The organism is Actinocorallia libanotica (assembly GCF_039525175.1).
GTDB classification, from domain to species: Bacteria; Actinomycetota; Actinomycetes; order Streptosporangiales; family Streptosporangiaceae; genus Actinocorallia; species Actinocorallia libanotica.
Genome location: NZ_BAAAHH010000018.1, coordinates 36,837 through 63,180, shown reverse-complemented (window position 1 = coordinate 63,180; position 26,344 = coordinate 36,837). Strand labels below are relative to the sequence as shown.

The following is a 26,344-nucleotide window of genomic DNA, read 5'->3' as shown; positions in this document are numbered from 1 at the left end:
GAGGAACCACTCCATGTCCGTCCCCAAGCAACCCTGTTCGACCACGGTCGACCTGCTCGTGATCGGCTCCGGAACGGGGCTGGCCGCGGCGCTCAGCGCCCACGAGGCAGGCCTGTCCGTCGTGGTCGTGGAGAAGTCGCGCTGGGTCGGCGGCTCGACGGCCCGCTCCGGCGGCGCCTTCTGGATTCCCGCGAACCCTGTGCTCGCCGACGAGGGCTCCAAGGACACCCGCGACCGCGGCGCGCGGTACCTGGAGGCCGTCGTGAACGGCTCCGCGCCGGAGGAGCGCTGGCGCGCCTTCCTCGACCACGGCTCCGCCGCCATCGAGATGCTCCGGCGGACCACGCCTATGCGGTTCCTGTGGGCGCGCGGCTACTCCGACTACCACCCCGAACTGCCGGGCGGCGCCGCCGTCGGACGCAGCTGCGAGTGCCGCCCGTTCGACCTCAAGCTCCTCGGCCCGGACCGCGAGCGCCTCCGTCCCGGCCTCATGGCCGCGCCCGTCCCCATGCCGGTCACCGGAGCCGACTACAAGTGGCTCAACCTCATGGTCAAGACGCCGCTCCGCGCGATCCCCCGCATCATCACCCGGCTCGTCCAGGGCGTCGGCGGCCTGCTCCTCGGCCGCGAGTACGCCGCGGGCGGGCAGGCCATCGCCGCAGGACTGTTCGCCGGAGTCCGCAACGCCGGCATCCCGGTCTGGACCGAGACGTCGCTCGAAGGACTCGTGACCGAGCAGGACCGCGTCACCGGCGCCGAACTGCGCCACGGCGACACGACGTTCACCGTGCGCGCCGAACGCGGCGTCGTGCTCGCCACCGGCGGCTTCGACCACAACCTGCCGCTGCGGCACGCCCACCAGCACCAGGGCCTGAAGGACTGGAGCCTCGGCGCAGACACCAACACCGGCGACGGCCTGCCGGCCGCCGAGAAGGCGGGCGCCGCGACCGCCCTCATGGACCAGGCCTGGTGGTTCCCCGCCGTCGCCCCCTCCGGCAAGGGCTCGCCCCGGGTGCTGCTCGCCGAGCGCTCCCTGCCCGGATCCCTCATGGTGGACGGCACCGGCCGGCGGTTCATCAACGAGTCCTGCGACTACATGACCTTCGGGCAGAAGGTGCTCGACCAGGCGCGCGACGGCTCGCTGCCCACGATGTGGCTCGTCTTCGACCAGAAGTACCGCAACAGCTACGTCTTCGCCGGGTCGTACTTCCCCCGGTCCCCGCTGCCGAAGTCCTGGTTCCGGTCAGGCGTCGCGCACCGCGCCGACAACCCCGGCGACCTCGCGAAGTCCATGGGCGTGGACGCCGGCGCGCTGCGCGACACCCTCTCCCGGTTCAACCAGCTCGCCGCCGCCGGCGTCGACGAGGACTTCCACCGCGGCGACAGCGCGTACGACCGCTACTACGGCGACCCGACCGTGACGCCCAACCCGAACCTCCGCCCGCTGTCCGGCACCCTCTACGCCGTCCAGGTCGTCCTGTCCGACCTGGGAACCTGCGGCGGGATCCAGGCCGACGGCCTCGGCCGCGCCCTGACCGCCGACGGCGACCCGATCCCCGGCCTGTACGCGATCGGCAACGCCGCCGCCAACGCCTTCGGGCGCACCTACCCCGGAGCAGGCGCGACCATCGGACAGGGCCTCGTCTACGGCTACATCACCGGCCGCCACGCCGCGGGCGCGCTCTCCACTCCCGACCGGCTCACCACCCGCTGAGCCGCCCCACCGGCGCGCCCAGCCGTCCGCCGCTCTGGCCTGTGCAGTGTTCACAGGCCAGAGCGGCGGGCGAGGACGAATGCACCGTCAACGTGAATCCTGGAACAGGATCGAGCCGCCGCTGGAAGCGACGCTTTTGCCTGTGCTTCGTTCAGGAGCCTTCGACCAGGGTTTCCTCACGGGACGCACGCGGGGCTTCACCCGCCTGGTCGGTAACGAGAAGGTGGTAGTCGACCGCAATCCGGAAATCGCCATCAGTACCGCGGATGGTGACCTTGTGGCGACCGGGTTCCAGCGCTCCGGTCTCGGCCCAAAGCCCACAACCATATGTTTCGAAGACACCCGCCCTCCGGGTGACCGGGTTGTCCGCGACTCCGTTGACCGTGATGCGGGAGCCCTTCCACCGCAGGACGGGACGCGCCACTCCATCGACCTTCAGCTGCCCGGTGGCCGAATCCAGAAGATCGGCGCACTCCTGCTCACTCGCGATCCGGTTGACCAGAGGCGCCACCAGATTGCGAGCCGACGGCACCGTGCACTTCCGCACGGCCCGACCGCCGAAGGTGCCCGCCAGAAACCACATCCCACTCGGCTGGTTGACGGCACAGTGCTCACCGGTCTCGTCCTCCACGGGATTACGCCCGGCGGGGGCAGCGGCGGCCCAACTCCACCAGGCGCCCTGCACCACGGCGGGATCAAGCGCCGCAGCGGTCGACGAGGGGGTGACTTGGCCGGTGTGGGCGCAACCGCCGAGCAGACCGGCGAGCAAAAGGAAAGCCGCCGAACAATGACGAATCATCCGGGCAGATTAGCCGGAAGAGGCGGCCTCGACGGCGTTGCGGAGCCGGTTGACCAGGAGGGTATCGGCTTTGAGCTTGGTGGCCGGGGCGCGCTGAGCGGGTCTTGTCGCTTCTACAGGGGTTGCCGCGTCGGGGGTGTAGACGAGGTTCTCGATGTAGATGAACTTGTCGCAGGCGGCGACGAACGGCGAGGGCGTCTTGCGCTCGCCGAACCCGTACACGGTGAGACCCGATTCGCGCAGTCGCGAGGCCAGGCGGGTGAAGTCGCTGTCGCTGGAGACGAGGCAGAACCCGTCGAACCTGCCCGTGTAGAGAAGGTCCATCGCGTCGATCACCATCGCCGCGTCGGTGGCGTTCTTGCCGGTGGTGTAGGCGAACTGCTGGACCGGCTGGATCGACCGGGCGAGGAGCTGGTCTTTCCAACCCGTGAGCCGTGACCCGGTCCAGTCACCGTAGGCGCGCTTCACATGAGCGGTGCCGTACTTGGCGATCTCCGCCAGCAGCCCTTCGGCGATGGAGGGCCGTGCGTTGTCAGCGTCGATGAGCACCGCAAGCCTGGCCGCGTACTCTCCGGCCGGTCCGACCTTCCCCAGCTCCGTCATGAAAACCAGAATGCCGGACTTCAGACGAGCGTGCCCGCGGCCTGCGGACCGCCTGCTCAGCGTGGGCTGCGTTATCTAGGCAGAAGCGGGGTTTCTGTCAGGAACGGTTGCGAATCCAAGCGGGCCGAGGAGTCCGGCAGGCCGTTGGGGTGCGCGGCAGATCATGGGATTGAGGACTGTTCTCCGGGGGTGGGCGTGGCGAGGGTGGCGTGGCGGAGTGCGGGGAGGGCGGCGGCGATGGCGAGGGTGGCCAGGACGCAGACGAGTCCGCCGATGGTGATGGCCGTGCGCACGGTGGTGAGTTCGGCGAACAGGCCGAGGGCGGCGTTGCCGAGGGCGGGCGAGACGGTGGCCTGGGTGAGCCACAGGCTGCTGACGCGGCCGCGCAGGTGGTCGGGGGTGCCGTGCTGGAGGAGGGCGGAGCGCAGGGTTTCGGAGACGAGGTCGCCGAGGCCGGCGAGGGCGAGCAGGGCGAGGGCCAGGGGCAGGTGGGTGGTGAGGCCGAAGCCGGTGAGGGACAGGCCCCACAGCAGGACGGCGGCGATGAGGGCGTGGCCTCCGGCGCGTGCGGTCCAGCCGCTGGTGGCGGCGCCGATGAGCGCGCCGAGGGCGGGGGCGGCGTACAGGAGGCCGACGATGACGGGGCCGCCGCCGAAGTCCTGCTCGGCCAGGGCCGGGTAGAGGGCCTGGGGCATGGTGAAGACCATGGCGGCGGCGTCGATGAGCAGCAGGCCGAGGACGAGGCGCCGGCCGCGTACGAAACGCACGCCGTCGGCGAGGGAGGCGAACGCCCGCCGCAGCGCGGCCGCGGATCGCGGGCCGTCGTCGGCGCGGATCCGGGGTGGCAGGGCGGGGAGGAAGAACAGGGTGAGGGAGAACGCCAGGATCCCGGCGGCGTCCAGGGCGTAGCAGACGGCCAGGCCGGGCCCGGCGACCAGGAGGCCGCCGAGGGCGGGACCCAGCAGCGCGGCGAGTTGGACGGAGGCGGCGGTGAGCGCTCCGACGGCGGCCAGGCGCTCGGTGCCGACCAGGGCGGGGATCGCCGCGAGCATGGCCGGGCCGCCGAGCCCGGCCAGCAGCCCGGTCAGCGCGGTCGCGAGGTAGATCGGCCACAGGTGCGGGTCGGGCAGCAGCGCGTTGACCGCCAGCACCGCGACCGCGACCACCAGCGGCAGGCGGGTGGCGATGAGCAGCCTGCGCCGGTCCATCCGGTCGGCCAGCACCCCGCCGATCAGCGTGCCGGCCACGAGCGGGATCGCTCTGGCCAGGCTCACCAGCCCCGTGTGCAGAGGTGATCCGGTCAGGTCATAGGTCTGCACGGCCACCGCGACGGTGGTGACCAGCGTGCCGACCAGCGCGCCGACGAATCCGAGATACAGCAGCCGGAAGTCTCGGCTGTCCCGTAGCGGGGACAGGTCCATGGCCAGACGGCCCACAGCGCCCTCCAAGGGGGGTGAGGTAAGGCTTGCCTTAGTCACCCTGGCCGTGTGCGCGCTAAAAGTCAACATGTGTGAAGTTCAAGGAGTGCGGGGTAGTATCCGCGGGAGATGAGCAGCGAACCCCGGCGCCGGCCGACGCACCGCAAGGGACGTCCCACCCTGACGCGCGCCTCGGTGGGCGAGGCAGCACTGGACTTCCTGGGACGCCACGGGCCGGAGAACCTCACGATGCGGTCACTGGCCGCCGAGCTCGGGGTGTCGCCGCGGGCGCTGTACAACTACGTGGCCGACCGCCGCGACCTCATCACCGTGGCCGCCGAGATCTTCGAGTCCCGATGGACGCCGGCCGCGCTGGACTCCGCACAGTGGCACGAAGACCTGCGGGCGTTCTGCCGGGACCTGCGCGCCCACTACCGGCGCCACCCCGGCATGACCACCCTGGCGCTCCGCGAGAACATCACCGGCGCCCGCCATCCCGTCATGCTGCGCAACGTCGACGCCCTCCTCGGTCTCTTCCTCCAGATCGGGCTCGACCTGCAGGACGCCTACCGAGCCTGCATGGAGACCTTCCGCCTGGTCGCCGGATTCGTCGAACTCCAGGACTCCTTCCACGACCGGCCACCGGCGTACCTGAACCCCGCAGACCTCAACGACACACCGCCCCCCTGGCTCCACGACCAGGAGAACCTGCCCCACCTCGCCAGACTCGGCGAGATGGAGGCCGACTCACCCGACACGCTGTTCGAGTTCTCCCTCGACCTGCTGACCGACGGCATCGCCGCCCGCCTCCGCTCCTCCCGGGACCAGCACGGCGACAGCGCCGCCGCCCACTGCCGCTGAACCCCGTGCCGACCTTCGTTGATCATCCAGAGGATCCGAGGGACCTGGCCCTATGGCGGTCCGGCAACCTGCCCGGAGCGGACAAGGTGCCGACGCCAGGAACGCCGCCCCCGCAAATCGCTCGACGATGAGGTTCGCGGCCGAGCCGGTAAGGCTCATCCTGTGGATCGCCTGGCTCATCTTCGGCCCGCATCCAAGGCAGTGCCCGACGCGAAGCCACCACGCGTCCTCCCGTCTTGACTTCAAGTGCGGTTGAAGAAGCATTCTCCTGACATGATCTTCACCGAAGCCGAGATCGCCTACTTGACCGAGCATCCGCTGGGACGCCTCGCCACGATCGGACCCGATGGCGCTCCTCACGTCCAACCGGTGGCCTTCTGGCTGAACGCCCAGACCGCGACCATCGACATCGGCGGGCCGGATCTCACCACCGGCCAGAAGTTCCGCAACATCAAGGCCGATCCGCGCGTCTCCCTCGTCGTCGACGACCAGGCCCCGACCCCCAACCCGATCGGGCAGACCGGACGCGGCATCGAACTGCGCGGCACGGTCGAGATCCTCGTCCTCGATCCGCCGCTCCTGGACGCCTTCTCCAAGGAGACCCTGCGCATACGCCCGCATCGGATCATCGCGTGGAACATCGAGCCGTGGAGAGCCGAAGACCTCACTCCCGCCGCACTCCGCCAGGCCTCCCACCTGATCGGCTACAACGCCCGCGACGTCTCCCGGTGAGGGATGCCGTCGAAGACCAGCAGATGGGAAGCGAACGAGGACGGACCGGCGATGAAGAGCTGCGGCACAGCGCCGAGCTCCTCTTCCAGGTCCTCACCGAACGCGAGGAGAAGAAGAGGAGAAGAACACGTCGCCATCGCCGGGATCGGGGCGAAGCGGCTGCCGACACCGTGTTCGTTCTCGTACACGACCTCGGATCCGGCGTAGAGTCCACCGGCATGGCAGATGAGCCAACCCCTTATCAGGCAGGGACGACCGCATTGGTCGTGGCCGTCCCCGAGGCCGAACCCGTCGTGGAACGCTGGCGGAGCCGATACGACCGCTCGGCTTCCACCGGCGCCCACGCCCACGTCACCGTGCTCTTCCCCTTCCTCGACGCCGAGCGGATCGACACCGCGGTGGTGAGTGAACTGGCGCGCGTGTTCGCCGGTCACCGGGGTTTCACCGCCGAGTTCCGCCGCACCGCACGCCGGCCCTCGCTGTTGTGCCTGCTGCCGGAGCCCGCCGATCCGTTCAGCCGTATGACTCAGGACGTCGTCACGCGCTGGCCCGACCGCCCGCCCTATGGCGGTAAGTACCCGGACACGCCCCCGCACCTGACCGTGGCGATCCGCCAACCCGAGCACATCTTCGAACAGGTCGACAAGGACCTTTCAAGCCGCCTGCCGTTCTCAGCCGCCATCACGTCCGTCGACCTGGTCGTCTTCGAGGATGGCGCGTGGCACCGTCACCGTTCCTTCGAACTGGCCGACGACACCGATCACGCTCCGGGGGCGGGACGGGCGGCAGCACCCGGCTGATGAAGGTGACGCGGTGCAGGATGCGTCAGCACGGCGGTTTGGCGGTGGACCGGCGGGCCTGGCGCAGGGTGGTGGCGTCGGGATAGAAGGTGAAGAACCGGTGGGCGTCCACCTTGACCGGGGAGTCCTGAAGTGCCGAACGGCTCTGACGCCTTTGCGTGGAGGCCGTTTTGCCACGCGGTGGGAGTGGCCTTCGTCGCCGCCGCGAACGGCCTCCTCATGTACCGATTCGAGGGTCAGTTCCAGCGGGGGCCGGTCAGCAGGGTGTGCAGGAGGACGAAAGCGCGTTCCGCGTCGGTGAACTGCTCCGGAGTGGGCATGGTGGTCTTGAAGGCGTGGCCGGTGTCGGCGGGCAGGGATCGCCACTGCAGAACGGGGCTCAGGGCGGTGGCGCACTGGCCCAGGAACCAGGCCAGCGGGCCATGGCAGGACGCCAGCGTGATCGCCACCGCGGCCATTCCCTCCCGGAGCCTCTCCAGCCGCTCCGTCGACGACCCCCCGTCCTCGTCCGCGATGAAGGGCTGCAGGGATCCGCGCAACCGCTGGACCAGGCCCCTGTCGATCTCGGTGGGCTTCCAGGCTCCGCAGACCAGTTCCTGCTCGGCTTCCTCGACGACCGCTTGGACAGCGGAGTAGACACTCATTCGAACAGGCTAGTGAACTGGCGAGAGTGCTCTGGAACACACCCTCAGCCCATGCCGAGCACCCGGGATCCACTCCTTGCGGGACGTCAGGGTGTGGTGTCGCCGCCTTGGCCGTGGTTCTCGACGAACCGTCGTTGGTCGTCCAGGAATCCGTCCGCGAAGAGCGAGCGGGGGGCGAAGAGCGCGGTGAGGATGGTCTTGAGGTCCGACTGCTCGATGGACTGTTCGAGCAGTGAATGGGTCGCGTCCGGGTAGTGCTTGACCGTCAACGCGCCGCCTGCGTCCAGTGCCTTGCGGTAGCCGCGCTCCGTGTCGGCGGTGTCCACGTTGATGTCGTGGCCCGCGAGGATCAGCAGTACCGGTGTACCGCGCAGGGCGTTGAGGTCTTGCGCGGCGTCCGCGGTGTGGTTCTTGGAGATGAAGTTCCAGCGGTCGGCGGTCATGCCGTCCGTGTCGCCGCCCATCGCCCGGACGTACTGCTCGAAGGTCGCGCGGCGCTCCAGGAGCCGTCGGGTGGTGTCGCTCTTGGCGATCTCGGCCTGGGTGCGGGCCGCCGACGCCCCGTCGGCGCGCAGTTCGGCGCGGAGGTTGTAGCGGCCCTGCTGGAGCCAGTTGATCGCGGGCGAGACGGCGATGACGAAGCTCACGGGCGTCTTGGCGGCGATCTTCGGCAGGACCCAGCCCGCCTGGCTGGCTCCCCAGAGTCCGATCCGGTCGCCGTCGACGTCCGGGCGGGCGCGCGCCCAGGCGATGGCGGCGGCCGCCTCGTCGGCCCGGTCGTCCATGGACTGGTCGAGCCAGTTGCCGGGCGCGCCCGCGACGCCGGGCTTGTCCCAGGACAGGGAGGCGTACCCGGCCTTGGCGTTCGCCTCCCACATGGGCTTGTAGCCGTCGTCGTGCGTGGCATCGACGGGGCCGTCGCCGTGGACGTACACGATCAGGCCGTGCCGTTCGCGGCCGTCCTTGGGAGTGGCCAGGACACCGTTGAGGGTGTGGCCGCCGTGGCGGATCGAGACCCGCTGCTCGTCCATGTCGTAGGTGTTCTGCCACAGCACCACGCCGACGAGACCGGCGGCCGCGGCCAGGATCGTGACGAGCGACCACACGGCGATACGGAGCCCGCGCCATCGGGGCCGGGTCTTCGGACACATGAGATCACCTCTGTTCGGCTGACGCGGCACCGAAACTATCACTACTGGAACGGTCGTCATGAGAATGATAGTTTCGGGTCGAGGTCGCAGCGAGAAGGGGGACACCGCATGGGACTCGACGCGACGGGTGCCGGCGCTGGGCCGGTGACGGTCCGGCGGGGCGTTCCGGCCGGATCCGAGCGGCGGGCCGCCGAGCTGTACTGGGATGCTTTCGGCCGCAAACTCGGCCCCGCCCTGAACCCGCCGGACAAGGCGGTGTCCTTCCTCACCGCCCACCTGAACGCCGATCGCGCGGTGTGCGCGCTCCTCGACGGGCAGCTCGTCGGCCTCGCCGGCTACCAGCTCGGCGGCCGGTCCCTCACCGGGGGATCGGCCTTTGACGTCCTGCGCGCGTACGGACGTCTGCGGGGACTGCACCGGCTCCTGCTCCTCGCCCTGTTCGAGCGCCGCCCGGCACCCGGGCAGCTCGTCATGGACGGCATTGCCGTGGCCCCGGGCGTACGCGGCCGCGGCGTCGGAAGCCTGCTCATCGAGGAAGTCGCCACCGTCGCGGCGGAGGAGGGCCGCCGGGAGATCAGACTGGACGTGATCGACACCAATCCGCGCGCCAGAGCCCTGTACGAGCGGCGCGGCTTCACGGCCGTACGGACCGAGCACACGCCCTACCTGCGCGGGCTGCTGGGCTTCGGCGCGGTGACCGCCATGCGCCGCCCTGTGGAGGCGAACGAGACGAGAGGACCGCGCACACCATGACCGACCGCATCGAGGTCCCCACCCGCATGCTCGTCCACGCGCTGATCCGCGAAGACGGCACCGTCGGCGCGGACGAGCTGTACGCCGTCGCCAACGGCCTGGGCATGAGCGACCAGCAGGTGCGGCTGTGCGTCAAACGCCTCGTGGCCGAAGGCCGGTTCACCCGCGAGGGCCGGGGCCGCAAGGCGGAGCTGCGCGCGACCGAGGACACCACGCGTGCCCTCGCCCCCAACGCGGACTTCCTCCGGCACGCATTCCACCAGGACGCCGGGAACGCCCCCTGGGACGGCGTCTGGCACCTGGCCGCCTTCGCGGTGCCCGAATCGGCGCGCACGGCCCGGGACTCCCTGCGCGAGACGCTCGTCCACCTCGGCGGCGCCGCGATCCAGGGCGGACTGTACGTCTGCGCCAACGCCTGGGAACCATACGTCGAAGAAGCGGCCCACCGCCTCGGCGCCCATGGCGCGCTCACTCTCCTCACCACCACGGACCTGCGCAGGGGCGACGTCCAGGAGCCCGCCGAACTCGCCCGGCTCCTGTGGCCCTTGCAGGAGATCGCCGACCGCTACCACCGCCTCGACCGCCTTACCCGACCACGCCTCGCCCGCCTCACCGGCCCTGACGCGCTCCCCCCGTCCGCGCTCCTCACCATCGCGGTCGAGCTGGCCGCCGAACTCACCCGCGCCATGGAGCCCGACCCGCTGCTGCCACCCCAGCTCCTGCCCCAGCCCTGGCCCGGCACCCGGGCCCGGCAGCTCATCGCCCGGTGCTGGGCGGCCCTGCACGAACGAGAAGACGGCGAAGCCCACCCGGCCCTCTTCCGCCACTACGCCGACATCACCCGAGAGGCGGCAGCCCGGGCCGCGCCGCAAACGGAACGGACGCCCCAGTGAGCCCCCCCCCACGGCCCGCACTGGACGTCCGTCTGAGGAAGAGACACCACCGACAAGGCGGAAAAGGGCGGTGTGTCCGGCGCGACGGCGCCCGCCTGCAGGGCATCTGGCGGCGCGGAAAGCCGATCGGCGGAGTGATGCTCACCGGCTTCAACGCCGCTACCGGCTCGTGCGAACCCGGTTGCCGACCGGAGCCGTCCGCCGAGGGCCACGGCCTGGTCGCACAAGCGTGTGGCGCGCTACGGAGCGGGGGCCGACCCGCCGTCGTTCCCGAACGCCTCAGGCTTCTCCGAGGGCCGCGGCCATGTTGTCCAGGTCGTCCAGCAGGGCCTCCAGGCGGGCGGCGGGAACGGCGGCGATCATGCGCCGTTCCACTCCGTACACCGCGGCCCTCGCGGCCCGCAGGCGTGCCCGTCCCTGCTCGGTGAGGTGGACCGGAAGCGCCCGTCCGTGCTCGGCGGCCGCCGGACGCGTCACCAGCCCGGCCTGCTGCAGGCCGCGCAGCACCACCGCCGAGGACTGGCGCGTGACGAACGTCCCGCGCGCCAGGTCCGAGCCGGAGATCCCCGGCCGCTCGTCCAGCAGCTCCAGGCACGAATACTGCGGCACCGTCAGCCCGTGCTCGCGCAGCACCTGGTCCATCGCCCCGCGCAGCGCCGAGGCCGCCCGTTTCAGCCGGTAGCCCACATGTTCGGTCACGTCCTTCGCCTCATGCGGCGGCTCGGGCCGCCCCTCCCCACCCATGTCAATATTTTGACATGGACCGCGAGCGCCGCGTACCGTCGGACATGTCAAAGTCCTGACATCAATGCTCGATCGACCAGCCCGGGAGCACCCATGACCAGCACCGCCACCGTGACCGGACCCGACTTCCTCGCCCTGCAGGTCCGCGACGTCGAAGCCGCCGCCGCCTTCTTCGAGCGGCACCTCGGCCTGACCCGCTCCCCCGCCGCGCCTCCGCACGCCGTCGTCTTCGACACCCGGCCCCTTCCCTTCGCCGTCCGCGAGCCCCTGCCCGGCACCGACCTCGACAGCGGCCGGCCCGGCCTCGGCGTCGCCCTCTGGCTCGCCACCGACGACGCCCAGGCACTGCACGACCACCTCGCCGCAGCGGGCGTCCCCATCCTCACCCCACCGCAGAACGGCCCCTTCGGCCGCATGTTCACCTTCGCCGGCCCCGAGGGTTACGCCCTCACCGCCCACGGCGGCTGATCCCGCCCGCGACCTCCTGGAGGTCGGCGGCTCTTCTGGGCAGGGCGGTCCGGATGCGGGCACTATGAGTGCTGTGAAGGGCGACACTCCGCAGGAGGAGATCCGCAGGCACCATCTCGGGGCGGTGCTGCGGCAGGTGCATCTGGCGGGCCCCGTCTCGCGTGCGGCGCTGGCGAACCGGCTGGGTCTGAACCGCAGCACGATCCTGGCGCTGGCCGCGCGGCTCACGGCCGCGGGTCTGGTGTGCGAGGAGGCTTCGGGGGCCACGGGGAGGGCGGGCCGGCCGTCGTTGGTGATGCGGCCCGAGAGCGGCCGATGGTACGTCCTGGCCTTCGATGTGGCGGTGGACCGGCTGGCCGCCGCCAGGGTCGGGCTCGGCGGCCCGGTGCTGGAGCGCCGGGAGGCGCCCCGGCGGCGAAGCAGGTACGCCGACGATCTCGACGAGGTGGTCGGCGTCCTGGCCGGGTTCGGCCGCGAGCTCGTGGATGCGGCGCCCCGGGACGCGAGGTGCCTGGGAGCGGGTGCGTCGTACTGCGGTCTGATCAGGGCCGCCGACGGGATGGTGCGCCTGGCTCCCAACGTGGGCTGGACCGACCTGGACTTCGCGCCCGCGCTCAGCCGGCGGCTGGGGCTGGGAACACCCGTGGCGATCGGCAACGAGGCACATCTGGGCGCGCTGGCCGAGCACGAACGCGGAGCGGGCGTCGGCCACCGGAATCTCGTCTACCTGCACGGGGACGTCGGGGTGGGCGGCGGCATCATCGTCGGCGGCAGGCTGCTGGACGGCGATGACGGCTACGGCGCCGAACTCGGGCACATGGTCGTCAACCCTTTCGACGGCCGTCCCTGCAACTGCGGCTCGCACGGCTGCCTGGAAGCGGAAGTGGGCGAGGCGGCTCTGCTGGAGGCGGCCGGACGCACCGGCGGGCCGGGCGGGCGAGCCGGCGTACGAGCCGTCGTGGAGGCGGCCGAGAACGGTGACGAGACCGCCCGCCAGGCTTTGGACCGTGTCGGTGACTGGCTCGGGATCGGCGTGGCCAACCTGATCAACCTCTTCAACCCCGGCATCGTCGTCTTCGGCGGCACGCTCAACGACATCTACCAGAGCGCGGCACCCCGAATCCACGCACGCGTGGAGGCCAATGTCCTGCCCGTCTCCCGGCAGGTGGAGCTCCGCACCTCGGCACTACGCGACGACGCCACGCTGGTCGGCGCGGCGGAACTCGCCTTCTCCCGCATCCTGGCCGACCCGCTGGACGCGCTCGCCCGTACGACGCCGTGAGACTCCCCCGTTCAATCAGTGAATTCAAAGAAGATGTCTCTCTCCGCGTCGGTGAATCGTCATCACCATGAGGTCGCGATCCGCGCCTCCGTCCCATGAGAGAGGACCACGATGCGTTACTGCCTGCTGTTGCACAGCCCGGAGCCGTCGGAGGGCGAGATCCCGGAGGAGGAGATCACCGCGTTCCAGCACGCCTACCAGGCGTACGCCCGGGACCTGGAGGCCGCGGGAGTGCTGCTGTCCGCGGACGTCCTGCATCCGAGCACCGCGACCAGGACCGTCACCCTGCGCACGGGAACCCTGCAGGTGCAGGACGGCCCGTTCGCCGACACGAAGGAGGCCCTCGCCGGCATCTTCGTCATCGACGTCGACGGGCCCGACGCCGCACTGGCCTGGGCCGAACGCTGCCCCGGGGCGCAATACGGCACCGTCGAGGTGCGCCCGACGGCGACCGCGGTCCTGGACGGGCAGTGGTCGAGCTAGCCACCGCGTGGGTACGGGCGGAGACCACCGCCCGTACCTCCTACGGCAGATTGCTGGCCCTGCTGGCGGCACAGGGCGGCGACATCGCCACGGCCGAAGACGCCCTGGCGGAGGCGTTCGAGCAGGCGCTGCGGCGGTGGCCGCACGCCGGGGTGCCGGACAACCCGGAGGCGTGGCTGCTGACCGTGGCCCGCAACCGCAGGCGCGACCGGTACCGTTCGGCCGCCCACCGCACCGGCGTCCCGCTCGAGGAGGCCGCGCACCTGGCCGTCGGCGACGACGCCGATCCCGACTCCATCCCCGACCACCGGCTGGCCCTGCTGTTCGTGTGCGCGCACCCGGCCGTCGAGGCCACGGTCCGGACTCCGCTGATGCTGCAGACCGTGCTCGGCGTCCCCGCGCAGGACATCGCCGAGGCCTTCGCCGTGCCGGCGACCACCATGCGGCAGCGCCTGGTCCGCGCCAAACGGCGTCTCCGCGACGCCGGCGTCCCGTTCGCGCTTCCCGACCGGGACGCCATGCCCGGCCGACTGGCCGGGGTGCTGGAAGCCGTCTACGGTGCGTACACGATCGACTGGCAGGGCGTCGCCGGGCCCGCCGAGCGCGGCCACCTGGCCGGTGAGGCGCTGCACCTGGCGCGGATCCTGGCCGGTCTGCTCCCCGGCGAGCCCGAGGCGCTGGGCCTTGCGTCCCTGGTCTGCCTGTCGGCCGCGCGCGGCGCCGCCCGGACCGGCCCCGACGGCGGGTTCCTCGCCCCCGACGAGCAGGACACGGCCGACTGGGACGGCGGGCTGATCGAGGAAGGCGAACGCCTCCTGCGCTCCGCGTACCGCCTGGGCCGGCCCGGCCGGTTCCAGCTGGAGGCCGCCATCCAGTCCGTGCACTGCGCCCGGCGCGTCACCGGGCGCACCGACTGGCCCGCCCTTCGCACCCTGCACCGGGCCCTGCTGTCCGCCGCCCCCACGCTCGGCGCCACGGTCTCGCTCGCCGCGGTCCTCGCCCGCACCGACGGCCCCGCCGCCGGCCTGGCCCTGCTCGACACCCTCACCGGTCCCGCCGCCCAGCGCTTCCAGCCCGCCTGGGCCACCCGCGCCCACCTCCTGGCCCTGACCGGCAACCACACGGCCGCCCGCTCCGCCTTCACCCAGGCCATCGCCCTGACCACCCACCCCGCCCCGCGCCGCCACCTCCTCGCCCTGCGCGACCGCCTCCCCGCCCCCTGAGAGGACGAGAGCTCTCGAAAGACGACGGCCAGAATGTCTGCATGGCAGACGCAACAGTGGTCCTGATCTGCGGGCCGGCGGGGGTCGGCAAGTCCTCGACCGCCTACGAGGTATCACGACAGCTCGCACGGTCAGACATCGCACACGCCCTGATCGAGACCGACGAACTCGACCGTGTACACCCCTGGCCGCCCCCGGGGCTGGACACCGCCGAGCTCTCCAAGCACAATCTCCATGCCCTGTGGAGCAACTATCAGGCACTCGGCCACACCCGGCTCATCCTCACCGGTGTCTTCGTCGACCTCACCGAGCCCCTCGACTGGATACGCCACGTCCTCCCCCGCGCCGGGATCACGTTGATCCGCCTCACAGCCGACACTCCCACTCTCCGAACCCGAATTCTCCAGCGCGAACTCGGACCAGAAGCAGAGAAGCAGTGGCGACGGACCCTGACGCAACTCCACTCGCTCAACGCCACGGCCGAACTCGAAACGCTCAGAATCGACACGACCGGCAGAACCCCCACCGACATCGCCACCGAGATCATCGAGCACTGGCGCGCCTTCTGGAACCTGTAAGCCGCTGCCGCCGAACACCATTGCTCGGAGTCCGGAAGAGGTATTCGCGAGGGTTCGGATTCGGATTGAATGTCCCGATGACGGTCCGACCTCTGGCTGATGTAGTCGCGGCTCTCGACGATGCTTTCGCCGCCGCCCCGCGCCCGACCGCCATCGACGCCTGCCCCTGCTGCGTCCGGGCCGAGGAGATCGCCGTCCTGCTGAACACGCCCCGCCGACTGTTGCAAGCCGATGATCTGGCCGGTTACGGCGTGAACGTGATGAACACGGTCGGCGGAGCCGAAGACCTCCGCTACTTCACGCCCCGCCTCCTGGAACTGGCGCTGGCCCCTGACGGCATGACCTGGCCGGACATGGAGTTGCTCTTCGTCAAGCTCGGCCGGGCGAACTGGTGGTCCTGGCCCGAAGCGACGATCCTCCAAGAGCTGATGGACGCCCTGTGGACCGACGTCCTCACCCACCACCCCTCCTGGGCCGGTACCGGGGAGGTGCTCTGCTCACTGGGCAGCGCCCAGGCGAGCATCGCCCACCGGCTGCACGACTGGTCGGCCCTGCACACCCCGGCGGCCATCGCGAACCTCCACGAGTTCCTCACCACCGAGACCCAGACCAAAAACAAGCGACTGGTCCCATGCAACGCCTACTGGGACACCACCGGCACGACCTACACCGAACTGTCCACCTGGCTCAACGACGGCCCGGCACTCACCGCCGTCGAAGCGGCCATCACCGCACACACCTCCGAAGCGATCCAGGTGCAGCTGACCGCCATCCGCGACCGACTGCTCCCCACCCGCTGAACCACCCCGGAACAACATGAGCGAGCCTCACACCACTCAGGAAGATCAGTGGTGGCGCAACACGACACAGTTGGATACGGCAGTGTGTCAGTAAGCTGCATGCTTGCCGCCGGACTCTTGGCTTGGAGAAGCACTTGCCCGCTCCGCACCGGCTGGACGCCGACGCCGTCCGCGATCTGACCGACGACATCACCGCCCTCCGCCGGGCCTGCTACAGCGGACCTCCCTGGTACGAAACACCCGAGCAGATCGCCGGCTATCCCGCCAAACTCCACGCCGCCACCACCCGCCCCGGGTTCGTCGCCCACGCCGTTCACGGCCCCGCCGGCGACCTGGCCGGCATCTGCTACGGCTGGCCCAGCCCACCCGACCTGTCAGGCGACCACATCTACGACGCCCTCCAGCGCGCGCTCGGCTCCGATGGCGCCTCCGCCCTCACCCGCGGCGCCTTCGAAGTCGTCCAGTTGTTCGTCCACCCCGACGCCCAGAACCGAGGACACGGACGGCGTCTGCTCGCCGCCGCCACTTCGGGATGGCCGAGCGCCTGGCTCATCACCCACCCCGGCTCCCCCGCCGCCGCCCTCTACAGACGCCTCGGCTGGCACGAACACGTCACCCTGCCCCCGGACCTCCACCCCAGGCTGACCCTGGCCGTCTTCAACCGCACCATCACCTGAGCACGACCGCGACCGCAGGCAGCACCGCTCCGCAACCCTGCGCCGGTTCGGGCGGCCGGCAGCCCGAGGCCGGTCAGGAACCGCCAGTCGGCTCCGGCCCGGAGACCGGCATGCCGCCCTCCGCGTTGTTCACCGCGGAGGCGGGCAGGCCGAGGATCCGGTCGAAGGCCCAGTTGTAGGCGAAGGTGTAGAACGGCACGTAGACGATGAACACCAGGTCGAGCAGGAATGCCTGGAGCAGGGTGATCTCCAGCCACCAGGCGATGAGCGGGATCAGGATGCAGACCAGGGTCGCCTGGAATCCGACCGCGTGCAGGACGCGCCGGAACACGGTGCGCGTGCGGTCGCGGCGCCGCCGCTCCCACGCCTCGAACAGGGTGGTGAAGACGAGGTTCCACACGGTGGCGATGAGCGTGATCGTGAGGGTCAGCGGGCCCGTGGTGGTGGGGGGTGTGCCGGTCAGGAGGGTCATCACCGCGGATCCCACGACCCATCCGAGCCCTTCGTACCCGCCGACGTAGACCAGTTTGCGTTTGACGCCCTGCACCTCGTGCTCCCCTTCCCTCGGTGACGGGGAGAAGCTATATTCAGCTGCGCTGATGGTAAAAGTCGGATTCTTTCAGGAAAGCTGATAGATGGCTCTGTCCAGCGACGGCATCGAGCTCTTCCTCGCCGTGGTCGACCACGGGTCCTTCTCCGGAGCGGCCCGCGCGCTGCGCCGGGTCCCGTCGGCGGTGAGCATGGGGATCGCGGGCATCGAGGCCGAGCTCGGCTATCGGCTGTTCGACCGGTCGCGGCGCGAGGCGGTGCCCACGCCCCGTGCGCTGGCGCTCGTGCCGCACGCCCGCTCGGTCGCCAGCAGGCTCCAGCTGCTCCAGGTCCACGCCCAGGAGCTGGGAGAGGATCTGGAGAGCGCGCTCACGATCGCCGTCGCCGCCGGTACCGACGACCGCCGCCTGCTGGACGCCGTGGCCGAGGCGGGCGGCTGGCACCCTCTGCTGCGGGTGAACCTCGTGCGGGCGCCGCACGACGAGGTGCGGGCCATGCTCCACGACGGACGCGCCGACCTGGCCCTGCTGACCTGCTCCGAGCGGTTGGACCGCGAGGAGGCGCTGGCCATGGTGGCCCAGGACGTATGGGTGGCGGTCGCCTCGGCCACCGCCGACACCTACGGGCTCCCGCCCGGCCTGCGGCGGTTGGAGGACCTGGCCGCGAGCCGCCAGATCGTGGTGGCCGGGCCCGGGGACGAGATCACCGAGCAGCGGCTGCTGGTGTCGGACGCCCGCTGGCACGTGGACACCGTTGAGGCGGCGCTCGGGCTGGTCGAGCGCGGCGCGGGCTGGGCGAACCTCCCGCTCGGCGCCGTCCGCGCCCGCGTCGCCGCCGGAACCATCCGCATCCTGGAGTTCGACAACCTCGACAACGGCGTCCCCATGTCCGTCCAGCTGGTCTGGCTGCGCAGGAACCCGCTGCGCCGGGCGGCCGCCGAACTCATCGCCTTCATGCGCCCCGCACAGCACTCCGCGCCCGGTACCCGGGCACCGGGATCAGTTCGATCCGGCTGAGGCGTCGACCGATCCCCGGCCGGTCGGCCGCCGCAGCGGTACCGGTCCGCCTCCGGCTTCGGCCGCCGCCCCGCGGGCGGCGGCCGTGCTGGAGCGCAGCCGCCTCCACCGCCTACGAGCCGCTCAACGCCGTGGCGATCGGCCTGCTGGTCCTGGCCCTGGGCAAGGCCGCTCGCGGCGACCTGTTCCTCGCCGTGTTCGCCGCCCGTGGTTCTGCGGCCGGGCTCATCGGCACCTGCGCGGTGCCGGTGAGCCCGGCCGTTCCTCCACGGGCTGCGGCGTCTCAGCCCAGCGCCAGGTCTCGGCGCCGGAAGCCGGCCAGGCCGAGAGCCGCCAGCGCGGCGGCTGCGGTCAGCAGGGCGATCAGCGGTGCCGGGGTGAAGTCCGCGGAGCCGATCTGGGGGACGTGGGTGAACGGGGAGAGGTTGCGGACGGGCCGGCTCAGGTCGAGCCCGGCGCCGAACGCCATGACGAGCCCCGCCGCGGCCACCGCCGACCAGGACAGGGCGGTGAGGTGCGGCAGCAGGCCGAACAGCGCCACGCAGATCGCGGCGATGAGCCAGACGGCCGGCAGCTGGACCATCGCGGCTCCCAACACCTTCGGCAGGTCCGCGCGGAGCCGGTCGTCGACGAGTCCGTGTACCAGAGCGGTCGCCAGGCCTCCGGCGGCCAGCAGAGCCGCCGAGCCCGCCGCGGCCACCGCCAGGTGGCTCGCCGCCCAGCGCAGGCGGCCCGCGGGTGTGGCCAGCAGCGGCTCGATGTGCAGGGCTGCCTCTTCCGAGCGCAGCCGCAGGGCGGCTGAGACGGCGTAGGCGGCGGCGATGAGGCCCAGGATCCCCATCACCGAGGCGAAGTAGGCGTCCAGGAGCCCGCTCGCGCCGCCCAGACGGGTGAAGACCTCCCGCAGGCCGGGGTTGTCCCCGATCATGTCCTGCACACCGCCGGCGAGGCCGCCGTAGACGGCTCCCAGCGCGGTGAATCCGGCGAGCCAGCCGTACAGCGCACGGCGGTGCAGCCGCCAGGCCAGCGAGAACGGCCCGGCCAGCCGGGGCGCGGCGTCAGCGGGGCCGAGCCGCTCGGGCAGCATCCCCGCACCCAGGTCACGGCGCGCGGCTATGCGTCCGGCGGCCCAGGTCAGCGCCACGACGGCGGCGACGGCGAGCGCGAGCGGCCACCAGCGCTCCCCCGCGTAGGGACGCAGCCGCTGCGCCCAGGCCAGCGGGGACGCCCAGCCCAGCCACGACAGGCCGCCGACGGCGTCGGCGGCCATCCTGGTCAGGAAGGCGGCGCCGAGCACGGCGAGGCTCAGCCCGCGCGCCGCCGCGGAGCCGACGGTGAGCTGGGCGGCCAGGCCCGCGACCGCGGCGAAGACCCACCCGCCGATGACCAGCTGCAGGCCGAACGCGACCGATCCCGCCGCGGGCATCCCCTGGCCGATCATGCCCGCGGCCACCAGCGCGCCGCTGACCAGGCAGGCGGACATCGCCACGAGCAGAGCCGCGGCCAAAGGGGCGGCCCTGCCCGTCCCGGAGGCGCCGAGCAGCTCACGCCGCCCGGCCTCCTCCTCGGTACGGGTGTGCCGGATCACGGTGAGGGCGCTGATCAGCGCGATGACCACGGACAGCAACCCGGCGCGCTGCACCACGATGCCCCCCAGCCCCGGGTCGTGTATCGGGCCGTACAGGGCGAGGAAGGTGGGGTTGTTCCCGGTGGTGCGGGCGTACTGCAGCTGCTCGGCGGCGGTCGGGTAGAGCCGTTCGGTGGCCGAGACGAAGCTCGGCGGGATCAACCCGAGCCACAGCACCCACAGCGGCAGCCGCACGCGGTCGCGGCGCAGGGCCAGCCTGACCAGGCCGCGGGTTCCGGTGAGCGCGCTCATCGCGTCGCCTCCGGCTGGTAGTGGCGCAGGAACAGCTCGTCCAGAGTGGGCGGCCTGCTGGTCAGAGTGCGCACTCCGACCGCGGACAGGCATGCCAGCACCTCGCCCAGGCGGGCGGTGTCGACCTCGCAACGCACCCGGTTCCCCTCCACCCGCAGGTCGTGGACGCCCGGCAGCGCGGCCAGCCCGTCCGGCAGGGCGTCCAGCACCGCGTCGACCGAGGTGCGGGTGAGGTGGCGCAGCTCGTCCAGGGTGCCGCTCTCCACCGTGCGGCCGCCGCGGATGATGGTCACCCGGTCGCACAGGGCCTCGACCTCGCTGAGGATGTGGCTGGACAGCAGGACGGTGCGCCCGTCGCGCCGGGCCCGGCGGACGCAGTCCTGGAAGACCTCCTCCATCAGGGGGTCCAGGCCGGAGGTCGGCTCGTCCAGGATGAGCAGCTCGGCGTCGGAGGCCAGCGCGGTGACCAGCCCCACCTTCTGCCGGTTGCCCTTGGAGTAGGTGCGGCTCTTCTTGCGCGGGTCGAGTTCGAAGAGTTCGAGCAGCTCGGCCTTGCGGCTCGGGTCGATGCCGCCCCGCATCCGGCCGATCAGGTCGATGACCTCGCCTCCGGTCAGCTCGGGCCACAGGGTGACGTCGCCGGGGACGTAGGCCAGGCGCCGGTGCAGGTCGGTCGCGTCCCGCCAGGGGTCGCCGCCGAACAGTTCGGCGGTGCCGCCGTCGGCGCGCAGCATGCCGAGCAGGACGCGGATCGTGGTGGACTTCCCGGCGCCGTTCGGGCCGAGGAAGCCGTGCACCTCGCCCGCTCGGACGGTCAGGTCCAGGCCGTCCAGGGCGCGGGTGCGGCCGAAGGACTTGGTCAGGCCGGACACCGAGATCGGGGTCATGACCGGTGTGTTCATGTCAGCACCTCTTGAAGGGGGGTGAGCGCACGGCCATCGGCCCCTTCGGCGCCTAGTGCATGAACCGGCCGGACGGGGTGAGGGACCGCGCGTGGGGAACAGGGGGAGGCGGCGGATGGCCCGCACGCCCTCGGGGCGGATCGGAGTCGGCCTTGCGGGCGGCGGCGACCGAGGTCGAGAGCCTGCCGGGTGCCCGGACGCTCTTTCGAGCGGAACCCCGGGGGACCGCGGAACATCTCACACGTACGGGGCCGCCTGCGGGTTGCGCGTGGAGGCTAGTCGGCATCGCGGCTCCGTTCCGTGCCGGCGGCCGGCAGCTGCCGCAGTGCCGCACGGGCGTGGTCGAGGATCTCCGGGCTCAGCAACCTGTCGTCGTTGATGTCCAGCATCGCCAACGTCAGCCGCCGGTACCCCTCCTTGCCGAGGGTGTCGGCACCCAGGGCCCTCGACATGTGCTCGTGCAGCACCATCAGCCCGAAGGTCATCCCCGTCATCACCGCCGCGTAGGCGTGCAGGTCGGAGGTGTTCGGCGCGTTCATCCCCGGGACGTCGCGTCCGAGCATCTCCTCGCTGAAGGCCACCGCGTCGTCGAACAGCCGGGCGGCGGCCGGCGATCCGTCCACCAGCGCCCGCGCCATGTACCGCTGGATGGGCAGCGCGACCTCCACCGCCATCGCCAGGAACCCCGGATCGCCCATCCCCTCGTCGAACGCCCGCTGCTTGGTCGCGCGGATGGTCTCCAGCGCGTAGGCATCACATGCCGCCCGCAGCTCCTCCTTCGTCCCGAAGTGGTGCTGCACCAGTCCCACCGACACCCCGGCGGCCTTGGCGATCCCCCGGATCGTCGCCCCTCTGACACCGTGCTCGGCGAACTCCAGCAGCGCCGCGTCCCTGATCCGGGCCCGCGCGGTCAGATCCTCGGCCGCCCCCCGACCACTCACCACGGCTTCCTCCAATACAAGCGTTCAACTAACAATACACATGTATGCCATACGTTTGTCCAGCCCTCGTGCCCGGGTGCCGAAGGCCGGGTTTCCCGCAGCGGGACCAGGCCATCGGACGCCGTCCGGAATCTTTGAGACATCCCTTTCCGGGCACGGAGCGCAGGTCGGTACACGAACCTCAGTGAGGCGCCTCCGGTGTCACGAGCAGTCGCCCCAGCTCCTGGGTGCACCGGGTGAGCGCGACATAGAGCCCGTTCCAGCCTCGCGGTTCGGCGATGATGCCGGGAGCGTCGATGAGCAGGGTGGCATCCCATTCCAGGCCCTTGGCCTCGGTCGCGGACAGGACCGGCAGGCCGGGCAGCGCCGTGCGCAGAGCCGGCACGCGTTCGAGGGGCGCGACGACACCGACCGTCCCTCCCGCCCACCGGTCTGACAGCTCCTTGGCGATACGCGCCGCCTCGGCCACGAGGTCGCCCTCTCCCACCGAGCGTTCCCAGGGCTCGATGCCGGAGGCCCGGACGGCGCGAGGCGGTTCGTTCCGGCTGCCCGCGTTCTGAAGTACCGGCCCGGTGATGGCCATGACCTCGAGCGGGGTGCGGTAGCAGATGGTCAACCGGGCTTCCGTCCATCTTGTGCCGAAGGCCGCGCTGACCGCTTCTTCCCAGGTGGTGTGCCGGTGCGGTGCCTCGGCCTGGTCGATGTCGCCGACGGCGGTGATCGATCGGGAAGGGCAGCGGCGCATCACCATTTGCCATTGCATCTCGGAGAGTTCCTGCGCTTCGTCTATGACGACGTGCCCGTAGACCCAGTCTCTGCGCGCCGCGGCACGAGCGGTCAGGAACTCACCCTGCTCGCCGTTCGGCCGCGTATCGCCCAGCAGGTCGTCCAGGGCGTCGAACAGGGGTATGTCGCTGCTCGCCCACGTCTGCGGCTCGTCGACGACCATCTTCCTTTCGGCGTCGGTGAGCTCCGGCGCCCACCGGCGCAGCAGCGCTTCGTCACCGAGCAGCCGGCGCAGTTCCGTCTTCGTGTCGCGGATCGGCCACCACCTCCGCAGCGCCGCGGCCACGCCGGAGTCGACGGCGATCCGGTCGCGCAGCAGCTCCAGGTCCTCCTCCGTGAGCTCCCCGTCGACGTCGGTGCCGGTCGTGCCGTTGTCCACGGCGCGATTGTCGGAGGCGGCGAGTCCGGCATCGAGCTTGCCGAGGATGTCCTCGAAGCCCTCCTCCATCCGCGCCAGCAGTTCTTCGTGGCGGTCGGCTATCGCATCGGTCAGCAGATCGTGGATCTGTTCGCTGAAGATGGTGCGCGCCGCATGATAGGTGTGCCCCGAGGTCGCCGAGGCGAGGGCTCTGGCGATCCGCCGTTCACCAATCGTGTACCGTTCGCCTTCCCACACCAGCTCGAGGTCGGCGGGCTTGGGGACAAGCGCTGCACAGTACCGGGAAAGCGCCTGCTGCCAGAGCGCCCGGCCTTTGACTTCCGCGATCTCGCGCGATTCGATGCGCTCCACGCCGATTCCCGGTACGAGGGTGTCGCAGGTCGCCGACACTATGGCGGTCTCCCCGAGTGCCGGAAGCACCTGGGTGATGTAATCCAGGAAGCGCAGCGACGGTCCGAGCACCAATACGCCCTGCGCGGCGAGCTGCGGATAGGTGAAGAGCAGGTACGCCACCCGGTGGAGCGCCACCACGGTCTTGCCGGTGCCCGGTCCGCCCTGCACGACCAGCGGACCTCGGGAGTCGGCGCGGACCACGTCGTCCTGCTCGCGCTGCAGGGTGGCCGCCGCGGTGCTCATCCGGCCGGTGCGCCGCTCTCCGAGGGCGGCGAGCAGGGCGCCCTCGCCGACCAGCTCACTCGCCCTCGACCCGTCGAGCGGCTCGTCGTCGACACCGGTCACCTCGCACCCGTCGACGCGTATGTGGCGGCGTCGACGCTGGCCCTGGGGGTCGACCGGCGTCGCGGTGTAGAAGGCCCGTGCGGCCGGTGCGCGCCAGTCGATCACCAGGGGATCGCTGTCGTCGCCGGGGCCGGGTATGCCGACGCGCCCCAGATGCAGGACCGTCCCGTCGAGCGCGTCGAGCCGGCCGAAGATCAGGCCCTGGTCCGCGCGCCGCAGCTCCTCGCGGCGGCTGATCAGCATCCGCATCCGGGCCTCCCCGGCCGCGTCGTCCGCCGGGATCGCGAGCTCGGCATCGAGGTACCGGAGCATCCCGTCGCGGCGGGCGAAGGCCTCATCGAGGACGCGCTGCTCCTCGGCCAGGGACGCCGCGTGCGCGGCAGGGTCTTCATTCAGTGGCGCGGTGACGTTGCGTGAAGACATTCGCACTCTATTCTATACATTTTGCGGCGACCACGAAGAGTGTAACGTCACGACGCCGTGGAATATTCGAATCCGCCGCACGGAGCAGCCGGTCACATGGGGCCAGGCCATCTGCTACGCATTCTCGAACCCGCTTCCCCGGTATCATCGACAAGTCCGTACCGCCATATCCAGGGGCCGTCGAATTCGATCAGACGGACGACGGGCTTCGGCAGTCAGATAATCCTTTTCCCTATTTCTCGGCCCATTTCCTGAAACCCATACCTGTCCTGTCCCACGGAGGAGCCCGATGGCGAGGCCGCCGCCGAGACGGCTTGGGCGGTCCCGTCCACCTGTAGCCATGTCGATGTTCCGCGATCACGACCGCTCACCCGGCCACTTCGGCGGCCCGGGCGTTGCCGGCGCGGGCGGGTTCGCCGACGCGGTCGATGTTCCCGGTCGGGTCGCAGCTCAGGATCGCCCGGGTGGGACGGGACGCGGATCCCGTCCGGCGGGGACGGGAGGGAGTGGACCATGGACCGGTCGCCATGGGAGGGAACCCGATGCCGTTCGTCACCGTGATGCTCTTCGGGTTGGTCTCACTGCCCCTGTTCGCCGCCGCCGGGTATCTCATACGGATGCTGCTGAACGCCCGGCCGTGGAAAGAGTCGGAGTGCCGTGACGCGGTCTCCGCGCCAGGACGTCTGCGGATCACCGGGCGGGCGGTGGCGGGGCCGGAGGGCCTGCTCGCGTCGCCGCTGAGCGGGACGGAGTGCGTCTGGTGGGCGGTGGAGACGGTCACCGAACACGAAACCGGTAAGGAGGAGCGGGGCAGCGGCACGGTCGGCCTGCCCGGTTCGGTGTCCTGGGTGGCGGGCGCGGAGTCTGCGCAGGAGCACCGCGAGCCCCATCCCGCACGGCCCGGCCGTACCCTGCTGCGCCGTGAACACGTGCTGCGGGCCGGAACCTATGTGACGGTCCGGGGCACCGTCGCGCCGGACCGCGAAGGCCGCGCCGCCTTCTCCGCCACCGCCCTTGACGTCGTGGAGCACTCCGTGACCCCACCCCTCTTCCGAATCGCCCGCTACGCCGCGCTCCTCGCCTTCCTCGGCACCGCGATCACCTTCCTCGGGATCTGGGCGGACCTCAGCTGACTCCGAGGGGAGCCGGGCTGCAGTTCCTCCGGGGCTTGACAAACGGACTCCCGGTGATGGTAATTTATCTGCATGCACATGCAGACATCTGGTCCGGGGACCTCGCTCGGTGACGGCGCCGGCGCCGCGTGGTCGAAGGTCGCGGCCTTCGCCTCCGCGGTGGACGCCGGTCTCGACAAGTGGCTGGCCGATGCCTACCGGGTCGGGCTGACGGAGTTCCGCGCCCTGGTCTTCGTGAGCCAGGCGCCGGACAAGGAACTGCGGGTGAACGACCTCGCGCAGCGGGTCGGGCTGAACCAGAGTTCGGCGACGCGCCTGGTGAGTCGCCTGGAGGCGAAGGGCCTCGCGTACCGGGACACGTGCCCGGACGACGGCCGCGGCGTCTACGCGGCCATCACCGAGGCGGGGGAAGCCCTGCTCGGCGAGGCGCGCGAACCCTACGAGGCCCGGGTGCGGGAGCTCCTGGGCAAGGCGTCCACGCATTTCCCCCAGTTCGACGCCCGCCAGCTCGGCGGCGCGCTGAACGAGATCGGCTCCATCGTCGCCCCCTGACGCCCGCCGCGCCGCGATGGGCGTCGCACCTCGCCCCAATACATGCATGTACAGACATCTATAGAGAGGGATCATCATGAGCTGGTTCTACCTGGCCGTCGCCGTCGTCTTCGAGGTCACCGTCGGCATCGCCGCGGGCAAGGCGCAGGGCTTCACCCATCTCTGGTGGACGATCGGCACCCTGGTCAGCGGGGCGATCGCCACCTTCTTCCTCAGCCTCGCCCTGCTCACCTTCGACGTCGGCGTCGGCTACGCCCTGTGGACCTCGCTCGCCGGCGTCGGGATCGCCGTCGTCGGAGCGCTCTTCCTCGCCCAGCGCCTGACCTGGCAGAAGTTCCTCGGCATCGCCATCGTCATCGCCGGAGTCGTCGGCCTCAACCTCGCCGGCGCCTGAACCCCTCGTTCCTCCCCCTGAAAGGACGC

General features: G+C 71.1%; 28 protein-coding genes and 1 riboswitch. Of the genes, 17 read left to right on the top strand and 11 right to left on the bottom strand.

Features of this window, described 5'->3' with window-relative positions; genetic code table 11:
• Positions 1-13 precede the first annotated feature (13 nt).
• Positions 14-1,714, top strand: coding sequence for a 3-ketosteroid-delta-1-dehydrogenase (locus tag ABD140_RS21565; RefSeq protein ID WP_344242718.1), 1,701 nt, complete (start codon positions 14-16; stop codon positions 1,712-1,714).
• Between the two features lie 151 nt (positions 1,715-1,865).
• On the opposite strand, the gene ABD140_RS21560 is transcribed toward ABD140_RS21565, so the two are convergent.
• From ABD140_RS21560 to ABD140_RS21550, 3 genes are all read right to left on the bottom strand, one after another.
• The gene (locus tag ABD140_RS21560; protein ID WP_344242717.1) at positions 1,866-2,513 is read right to left on the bottom strand and encodes a signal protein; all 648 of its coding nucleotides are present in this window, start codon (positions 2,511-2,513) and stop codon (positions 1,866-1,868) included.
• Positions 2,514-2,522: 9 nt separating this feature from the next.
• On the bottom strand, positions 2,523-3,116 hold the full coding sequence (locus tag ABD140_RS21555) for an NYN domain-containing protein (protein ID WP_344242716.1): 594 nt from the start codon (positions 3,114-3,116) through the stop codon (positions 2,523-2,525).
• A gap of 161 nt (positions 3,117-3,277) precedes the next feature.
• Positions 3,278-4,552 carry an MFS transporter gene (locus ABD140_RS21550; protein ID WP_344242715.1) on the bottom strand — a complete coding sequence of 425 codons (1,275 nt, stop codon included), beginning with the start codon at positions 4,550-4,552 and terminating at the stop codon, positions 3,278-3,280.
• Between the two features lie 111 nt (positions 4,553-4,663).
• On the opposite strand from ABD140_RS21550, the gene ABD140_RS21545 reads away from it, so the two are divergent.
• The 3 genes from ABD140_RS21545 (at position 4,664) to ABD140_RS21535 (ending at position 6,927) form a co-directional block, all read left to right on the top strand.
• Positions 4,664-5,395: a TetR/AcrR family transcriptional regulator gene (locus ABD140_RS21545; RefSeq protein WP_344242714.1), complete on the top strand. Its 732-nt coding sequence runs from the start codon at positions 4,664-4,666 to the stop codon at positions 5,393-5,395.
• A 19-nt stretch (positions 5,396-5,414) separates the two neighbouring features.
• Positions 5,415-5,529, top strand: a riboswitch (SAM riboswitch).
• Between the two features lie 139 nt (positions 5,530-5,668).
• A complete protein-coding gene (locus tag ABD140_RS21540) occupies positions 5,669-6,127 on the top strand; it encodes a PPOX class F420-dependent oxidoreductase (protein WP_344242713.1) in 459 nt (152 codons plus the stop codon).
• A complete protein-coding gene (locus ABD140_RS21535; protein ID WP_344242712.1) occupies positions 6,124-6,927 on the top strand; it encodes a 2'-5' RNA ligase family protein in 804 nt (267 codons plus the stop codon). Before ABD140_RS21540 ends, ABD140_RS21535 begins: the two co-directional genes overlap by 4 nt.
• A gap of 236 nt (positions 6,928-7,163) precedes the next feature.
• Here the strand turns inward: ABD140_RS21535 and ABD140_RS21530 are convergent, their stop codons facing one another.
• Entirely contained in the window at positions 7,164-7,571 is a 408-nt protein-coding gene (locus ABD140_RS21530) for a hypothetical protein (protein WP_344242711.1), read from the bottom strand.
• A gap of 86 nt (positions 7,572-7,657) precedes the next feature.
• Positions 7,658-8,722 carry an alpha/beta hydrolase family protein gene (locus ABD140_RS21525; protein WP_344242710.1) on the bottom strand — a complete coding sequence of 355 codons (1,065 nt, stop codon included), beginning with the start codon at positions 8,720-8,722 and terminating at the stop codon, positions 7,658-7,660.
• Positions 8,723-8,830: 108 nt separating this feature from the next.
• Here ABD140_RS21525 and ABD140_RS21520 point away from each other — a divergent pair, with 108 nt between their 5' ends.
• Together ABD140_RS21520 and ABD140_RS21515 are read left to right on the top strand one after the other, a co-directional pair.
• On the top strand, positions 8,831-9,475 hold the full coding sequence (locus ABD140_RS21520) for a GNAT family N-acetyltransferase (protein ID WP_344242709.1): 645 nt from the start codon (positions 8,831-8,833) through the stop codon (positions 9,473-9,475).
• Positions 9,472-10,368, top strand: a complete 897-nt coding sequence (locus ABD140_RS21515; protein ID WP_344242708.1) for a PaaX family transcriptional regulator C-terminal domain-containing protein — start codon at positions 9,472-9,474, stop codon at positions 10,366-10,368. Before ABD140_RS21520 ends, ABD140_RS21515 begins: the two co-directional genes overlap by 4 nt.
• 279 nt (positions 10,369-10,647) lie before the next feature.
• Here the strand turns inward: ABD140_RS21515 and ABD140_RS21510 are convergent, their stop codons facing one another.
• On the bottom strand, positions 10,648-11,067 hold the full coding sequence (locus ABD140_RS21510; protein ID WP_344242707.1) for a MarR family winged helix-turn-helix transcriptional regulator: 420 nt from the start codon (positions 11,065-11,067) through the stop codon (positions 10,648-10,650).
• Positions 11,068-11,205: 138 nt separating this feature from the next.
• Here ABD140_RS21510 and ABD140_RS21505 point away from each other — a divergent pair, with 138 nt between their 5' ends.
• From ABD140_RS21505 to ABD140_RS21475, 7 genes are all read left to right on the top strand, one after another.
• Positions 11,206-11,580 carry a VOC family protein gene (locus ABD140_RS21505; RefSeq protein WP_344242706.1) on the top strand — a complete coding sequence of 125 codons (375 nt, stop codon included), beginning with the start codon at positions 11,206-11,208 and terminating at the stop codon, positions 11,578-11,580.
• A gap of 64 nt (positions 11,581-11,644) precedes the next feature.
• Positions 11,645-12,862, top strand: coding sequence for an ROK family protein (locus tag ABD140_RS21500; RefSeq protein ID WP_425544140.1), 1,218 nt, complete (start codon positions 11,645-11,647; stop codon positions 12,860-12,862).
• Between the two features lie 111 nt (positions 12,863-12,973).
• Positions 12,974-13,345, top strand: coding sequence for a YciI family protein (locus ABD140_RS21495; RefSeq protein ID WP_344242704.1), 372 nt, complete (start codon positions 12,974-12,976; stop codon positions 13,343-13,345).
• Positions 13,333-14,568 carry an RNA polymerase sigma factor gene (locus tag ABD140_RS21490; RefSeq protein WP_344242703.1) on the top strand — a complete coding sequence of 412 codons (1,236 nt, stop codon included), beginning with the start codon at positions 13,333-13,335 and terminating at the stop codon, positions 14,566-14,568. Before ABD140_RS21495 ends, ABD140_RS21490 begins: the two co-directional genes overlap by 13 nt.
• Before the next feature lie 41 nt (positions 14,569-14,609).
• A complete protein-coding gene (locus ABD140_RS21485) occupies positions 14,610-15,146 on the top strand; it encodes an AAA family ATPase (RefSeq protein ID WP_344242702.1) in 537 nt (178 codons plus the stop codon).
• 77 nt (positions 15,147-15,223) lie between these two features.
• Positions 15,224-15,946 carry a hypothetical protein gene (locus tag ABD140_RS21480; protein ID WP_344242701.1) on the top strand — a complete coding sequence of 241 codons (723 nt, stop codon included), beginning with the start codon at positions 15,224-15,226 and terminating at the stop codon, positions 15,944-15,946.
• Between the two features lie 134 nt (positions 15,947-16,080).
• Positions 16,081-16,623: a GNAT family N-acetyltransferase gene (locus ABD140_RS21475; RefSeq protein WP_344242700.1), complete on the top strand. Its 543-nt coding sequence runs from the start codon at positions 16,081-16,083 to the stop codon at positions 16,621-16,623.
• A 73-nt stretch (positions 16,624-16,696) separates the two neighbouring features.
• On the opposite strand, the gene ABD140_RS21470 is transcribed toward ABD140_RS21475, so the two are convergent.
• Positions 16,697-17,170: a PACE efflux transporter gene (locus tag ABD140_RS21470; protein WP_344242699.1), complete on the bottom strand. Its 474-nt coding sequence runs from the start codon at positions 17,168-17,170 to the stop codon at positions 16,697-16,699.
• 88 nt (positions 17,171-17,258) lie between these two features.
• Here ABD140_RS21470 and ABD140_RS21465 point away from each other — a divergent pair, with 88 nt between their 5' ends.
• On the top strand, positions 17,259-18,188 hold the full coding sequence (locus ABD140_RS21465; RefSeq protein WP_344242698.1) for a LysR family transcriptional regulator: 930 nt from the start codon (positions 17,259-17,261) through the stop codon (positions 18,186-18,188).
• A 283-nt stretch (positions 18,189-18,471) separates the two neighbouring features.
• Here ABD140_RS21465 and ABD140_RS21460 read toward each other — a convergent pair whose 3' ends face one another.
• The 4 genes from ABD140_RS21460 to ABD140_RS21445 form a co-directional block, all read right to left on the bottom strand.
• Complete coding sequence (locus tag ABD140_RS21460) at positions 18,472-20,067, bottom strand: ABC transporter permease (protein ID WP_344242697.1); 1,596 nt, start codon at positions 20,065-20,067, stop codon at positions 18,472-18,474.
• Positions 20,064-20,969: an ABC transporter ATP-binding protein gene (locus ABD140_RS21455; RefSeq protein ID WP_344242696.1), complete on the bottom strand. Its 906-nt coding sequence runs from the start codon at positions 20,967-20,969 to the stop codon at positions 20,064-20,066. The genes ABD140_RS21460 and ABD140_RS21455 overlap by 4 nt, the downstream gene beginning before the upstream one ends.
• Before the next feature lie 275 nt (positions 20,970-21,244).
• The gene (locus tag ABD140_RS21450) at positions 21,245-21,910 is read right to left on the bottom strand and encodes a TetR/AcrR family transcriptional regulator (protein WP_344242695.1); all 666 of its coding nucleotides are present in this window, start codon (positions 21,908-21,910) and stop codon (positions 21,245-21,247) included.
• A gap of 181 nt (positions 21,911-22,091) precedes the next feature.
• The gene (locus tag ABD140_RS21445; RefSeq protein ID WP_344242694.1) at positions 22,092-24,236 is read right to left on the bottom strand and encodes a HelD family protein; all 2,145 of its coding nucleotides are present in this window, start codon (positions 24,234-24,236) and stop codon (positions 22,092-22,094) included.
• A 542-nt stretch (positions 24,237-24,778) separates the two neighbouring features.
• Here ABD140_RS21445 and ABD140_RS21440 point away from each other — a divergent pair.
• From ABD140_RS21440 to ABD140_RS21430, 3 genes are all read left to right on the top strand, one after another.
• A complete protein-coding gene (locus tag ABD140_RS21440; protein WP_344242693.1) occupies positions 24,779-25,369 on the top strand; it encodes a hypothetical protein in 591 nt (196 codons plus the stop codon).
• 78 nt (positions 25,370-25,447) lie between these two features.
• Positions 25,448-25,921: a MarR family winged helix-turn-helix transcriptional regulator gene (locus ABD140_RS21435; protein ID WP_344242692.1), complete on the top strand. Its 474-nt coding sequence runs from the start codon at positions 25,448-25,450 to the stop codon at positions 25,919-25,921.
• Between the two features lie 76 nt (positions 25,922-25,997).
• A complete protein-coding gene (locus ABD140_RS21430; protein WP_344242691.1) occupies positions 25,998-26,315 on the top strand; it encodes a DMT family transporter in 318 nt (105 codons plus the stop codon).
• Positions 26,316-26,344 lie beyond the last annotated feature (29 nt).

Excerpts from the sequence above, each read along its gene's own strand:
- ABD140_RS21445 (WP_344242694.1), bottom strand. The coding sequence starts at position 24,236 with ATGTCTTCACGCAACGTCACCGCGCCACTGAATGAAGACCCTGCCGCG.
- ABD140_RS21460 (WP_344242697.1), bottom strand. The coding sequence starts at position 20,067 with ATGAGCGCGCTCACCGGAACCCGCGGCCTGGTCAGGCTGGCCCTGCGC.
- ABD140_RS21560 (WP_344242717.1), bottom strand. The coding sequence starts at position 2,513 with ATGATTCGTCATTGTTCGGCGGCTTTCCTTTTGCTCGCCGGTCTGCTC.
- ABD140_RS21485 (WP_344242702.1), top strand. The coding sequence starts at position 14,610 with ATGGCAGACGCAACAGTGGTCCTGATCTGCGGGCCGGCGGGGGTCGGC.
- ABD140_RS21555 (WP_344242716.1), bottom strand. The coding sequence starts at position 3,116 with ATGACGGAGCTGGGGAAGGTCGGACCGGCCGGAGAGTACGCGGCCAGG.
- ABD140_RS21430 (WP_344242691.1), top strand. The coding sequence starts at position 25,998 with ATGAGCTGGTTCTACCTGGCCGTCGCCGTCGTCTTCGAGGTCACCGTC.
- ABD140_RS21440 (WP_344242693.1), top strand. The coding sequence starts at position 24,779 with ATGCCGTTCGTCACCGTGATGCTCTTCGGGTTGGTCTCACTGCCCCTG.
- ABD140_RS21495 (WP_344242704.1), top strand. The coding sequence starts at position 12,974 with ATGCGTTACTGCCTGCTGTTGCACAGCCCGGAGCCGTCGGAGGGCGAG.
- ABD140_RS21545 (WP_344242714.1), top strand. The coding sequence starts at position 4,664 with ATGAGCAGCGAACCCCGGCGCCGGCCGACGCACCGCAAGGGACGTCCC.
- ABD140_RS21525 (WP_344242710.1), bottom strand. The coding sequence starts at position 8,722 with ATGTGTCCGAAGACCCGGCCCCGATGGCGCGGGCTCCGTATCGCCGTG.
- ABD140_RS21500 (WP_425544140.1), top strand. The coding sequence starts at position 11,645 with ATGAGTGCTGTGAAGGGCGACACTCCGCAGGAGGAGATCCGCAGGCAC.
- ABD140_RS21530 (WP_344242711.1), bottom strand. The coding sequence starts at position 7,571 with ATGAGTGTCTACTCCGCTGTCCAAGCGGTCGTCGAGGAAGCCGAGCAG.
- ABD140_RS21455 (WP_344242696.1), bottom strand. The coding sequence starts at position 20,969 with ATGAACACACCGGTCATGACCCCGATCTCGGTGTCCGGCCTGACCAAG.
- ABD140_RS21465 (WP_344242698.1), top strand. The coding sequence starts at position 17,259 with ATGGCTCTGTCCAGCGACGGCATCGAGCTCTTCCTCGCCGTGGTCGAC.
- ABD140_RS21505 (WP_344242706.1), top strand. The coding sequence starts at position 11,206 with ATGACCAGCACCGCCACCGTGACCGGACCCGACTTCCTCGCCCTGCAG.
- ABD140_RS21515 (WP_344242708.1), top strand. The coding sequence starts at position 9,472 with ATGACCGACCGCATCGAGGTCCCCACCCGCATGCTCGTCCACGCGCTG.
- ABD140_RS21565 (WP_344242718.1), top strand. The coding sequence starts at position 14 with ATGTCCGTCCCCAAGCAACCCTGTTCGACCACGGTCGACCTGCTCGTG.
- ABD140_RS21520 (WP_344242709.1), top strand. The coding sequence starts at position 8,831 with ATGGGACTCGACGCGACGGGTGCCGGCGCTGGGCCGGTGACGGTCCGG.
- ABD140_RS21480 (WP_344242701.1), top strand. The coding sequence starts at position 15,224 with ATGACGGTCCGACCTCTGGCTGATGTAGTCGCGGCTCTCGACGATGCT.
- ABD140_RS21435 (WP_344242692.1), top strand. The coding sequence starts at position 25,448 with ATGCAGACATCTGGTCCGGGGACCTCGCTCGGTGACGGCGCCGGCGCC.
- ABD140_RS21540 (WP_344242713.1), top strand. The coding sequence starts at position 5,669 with ATGATCTTCACCGAAGCCGAGATCGCCTACTTGACCGAGCATCCGCTG.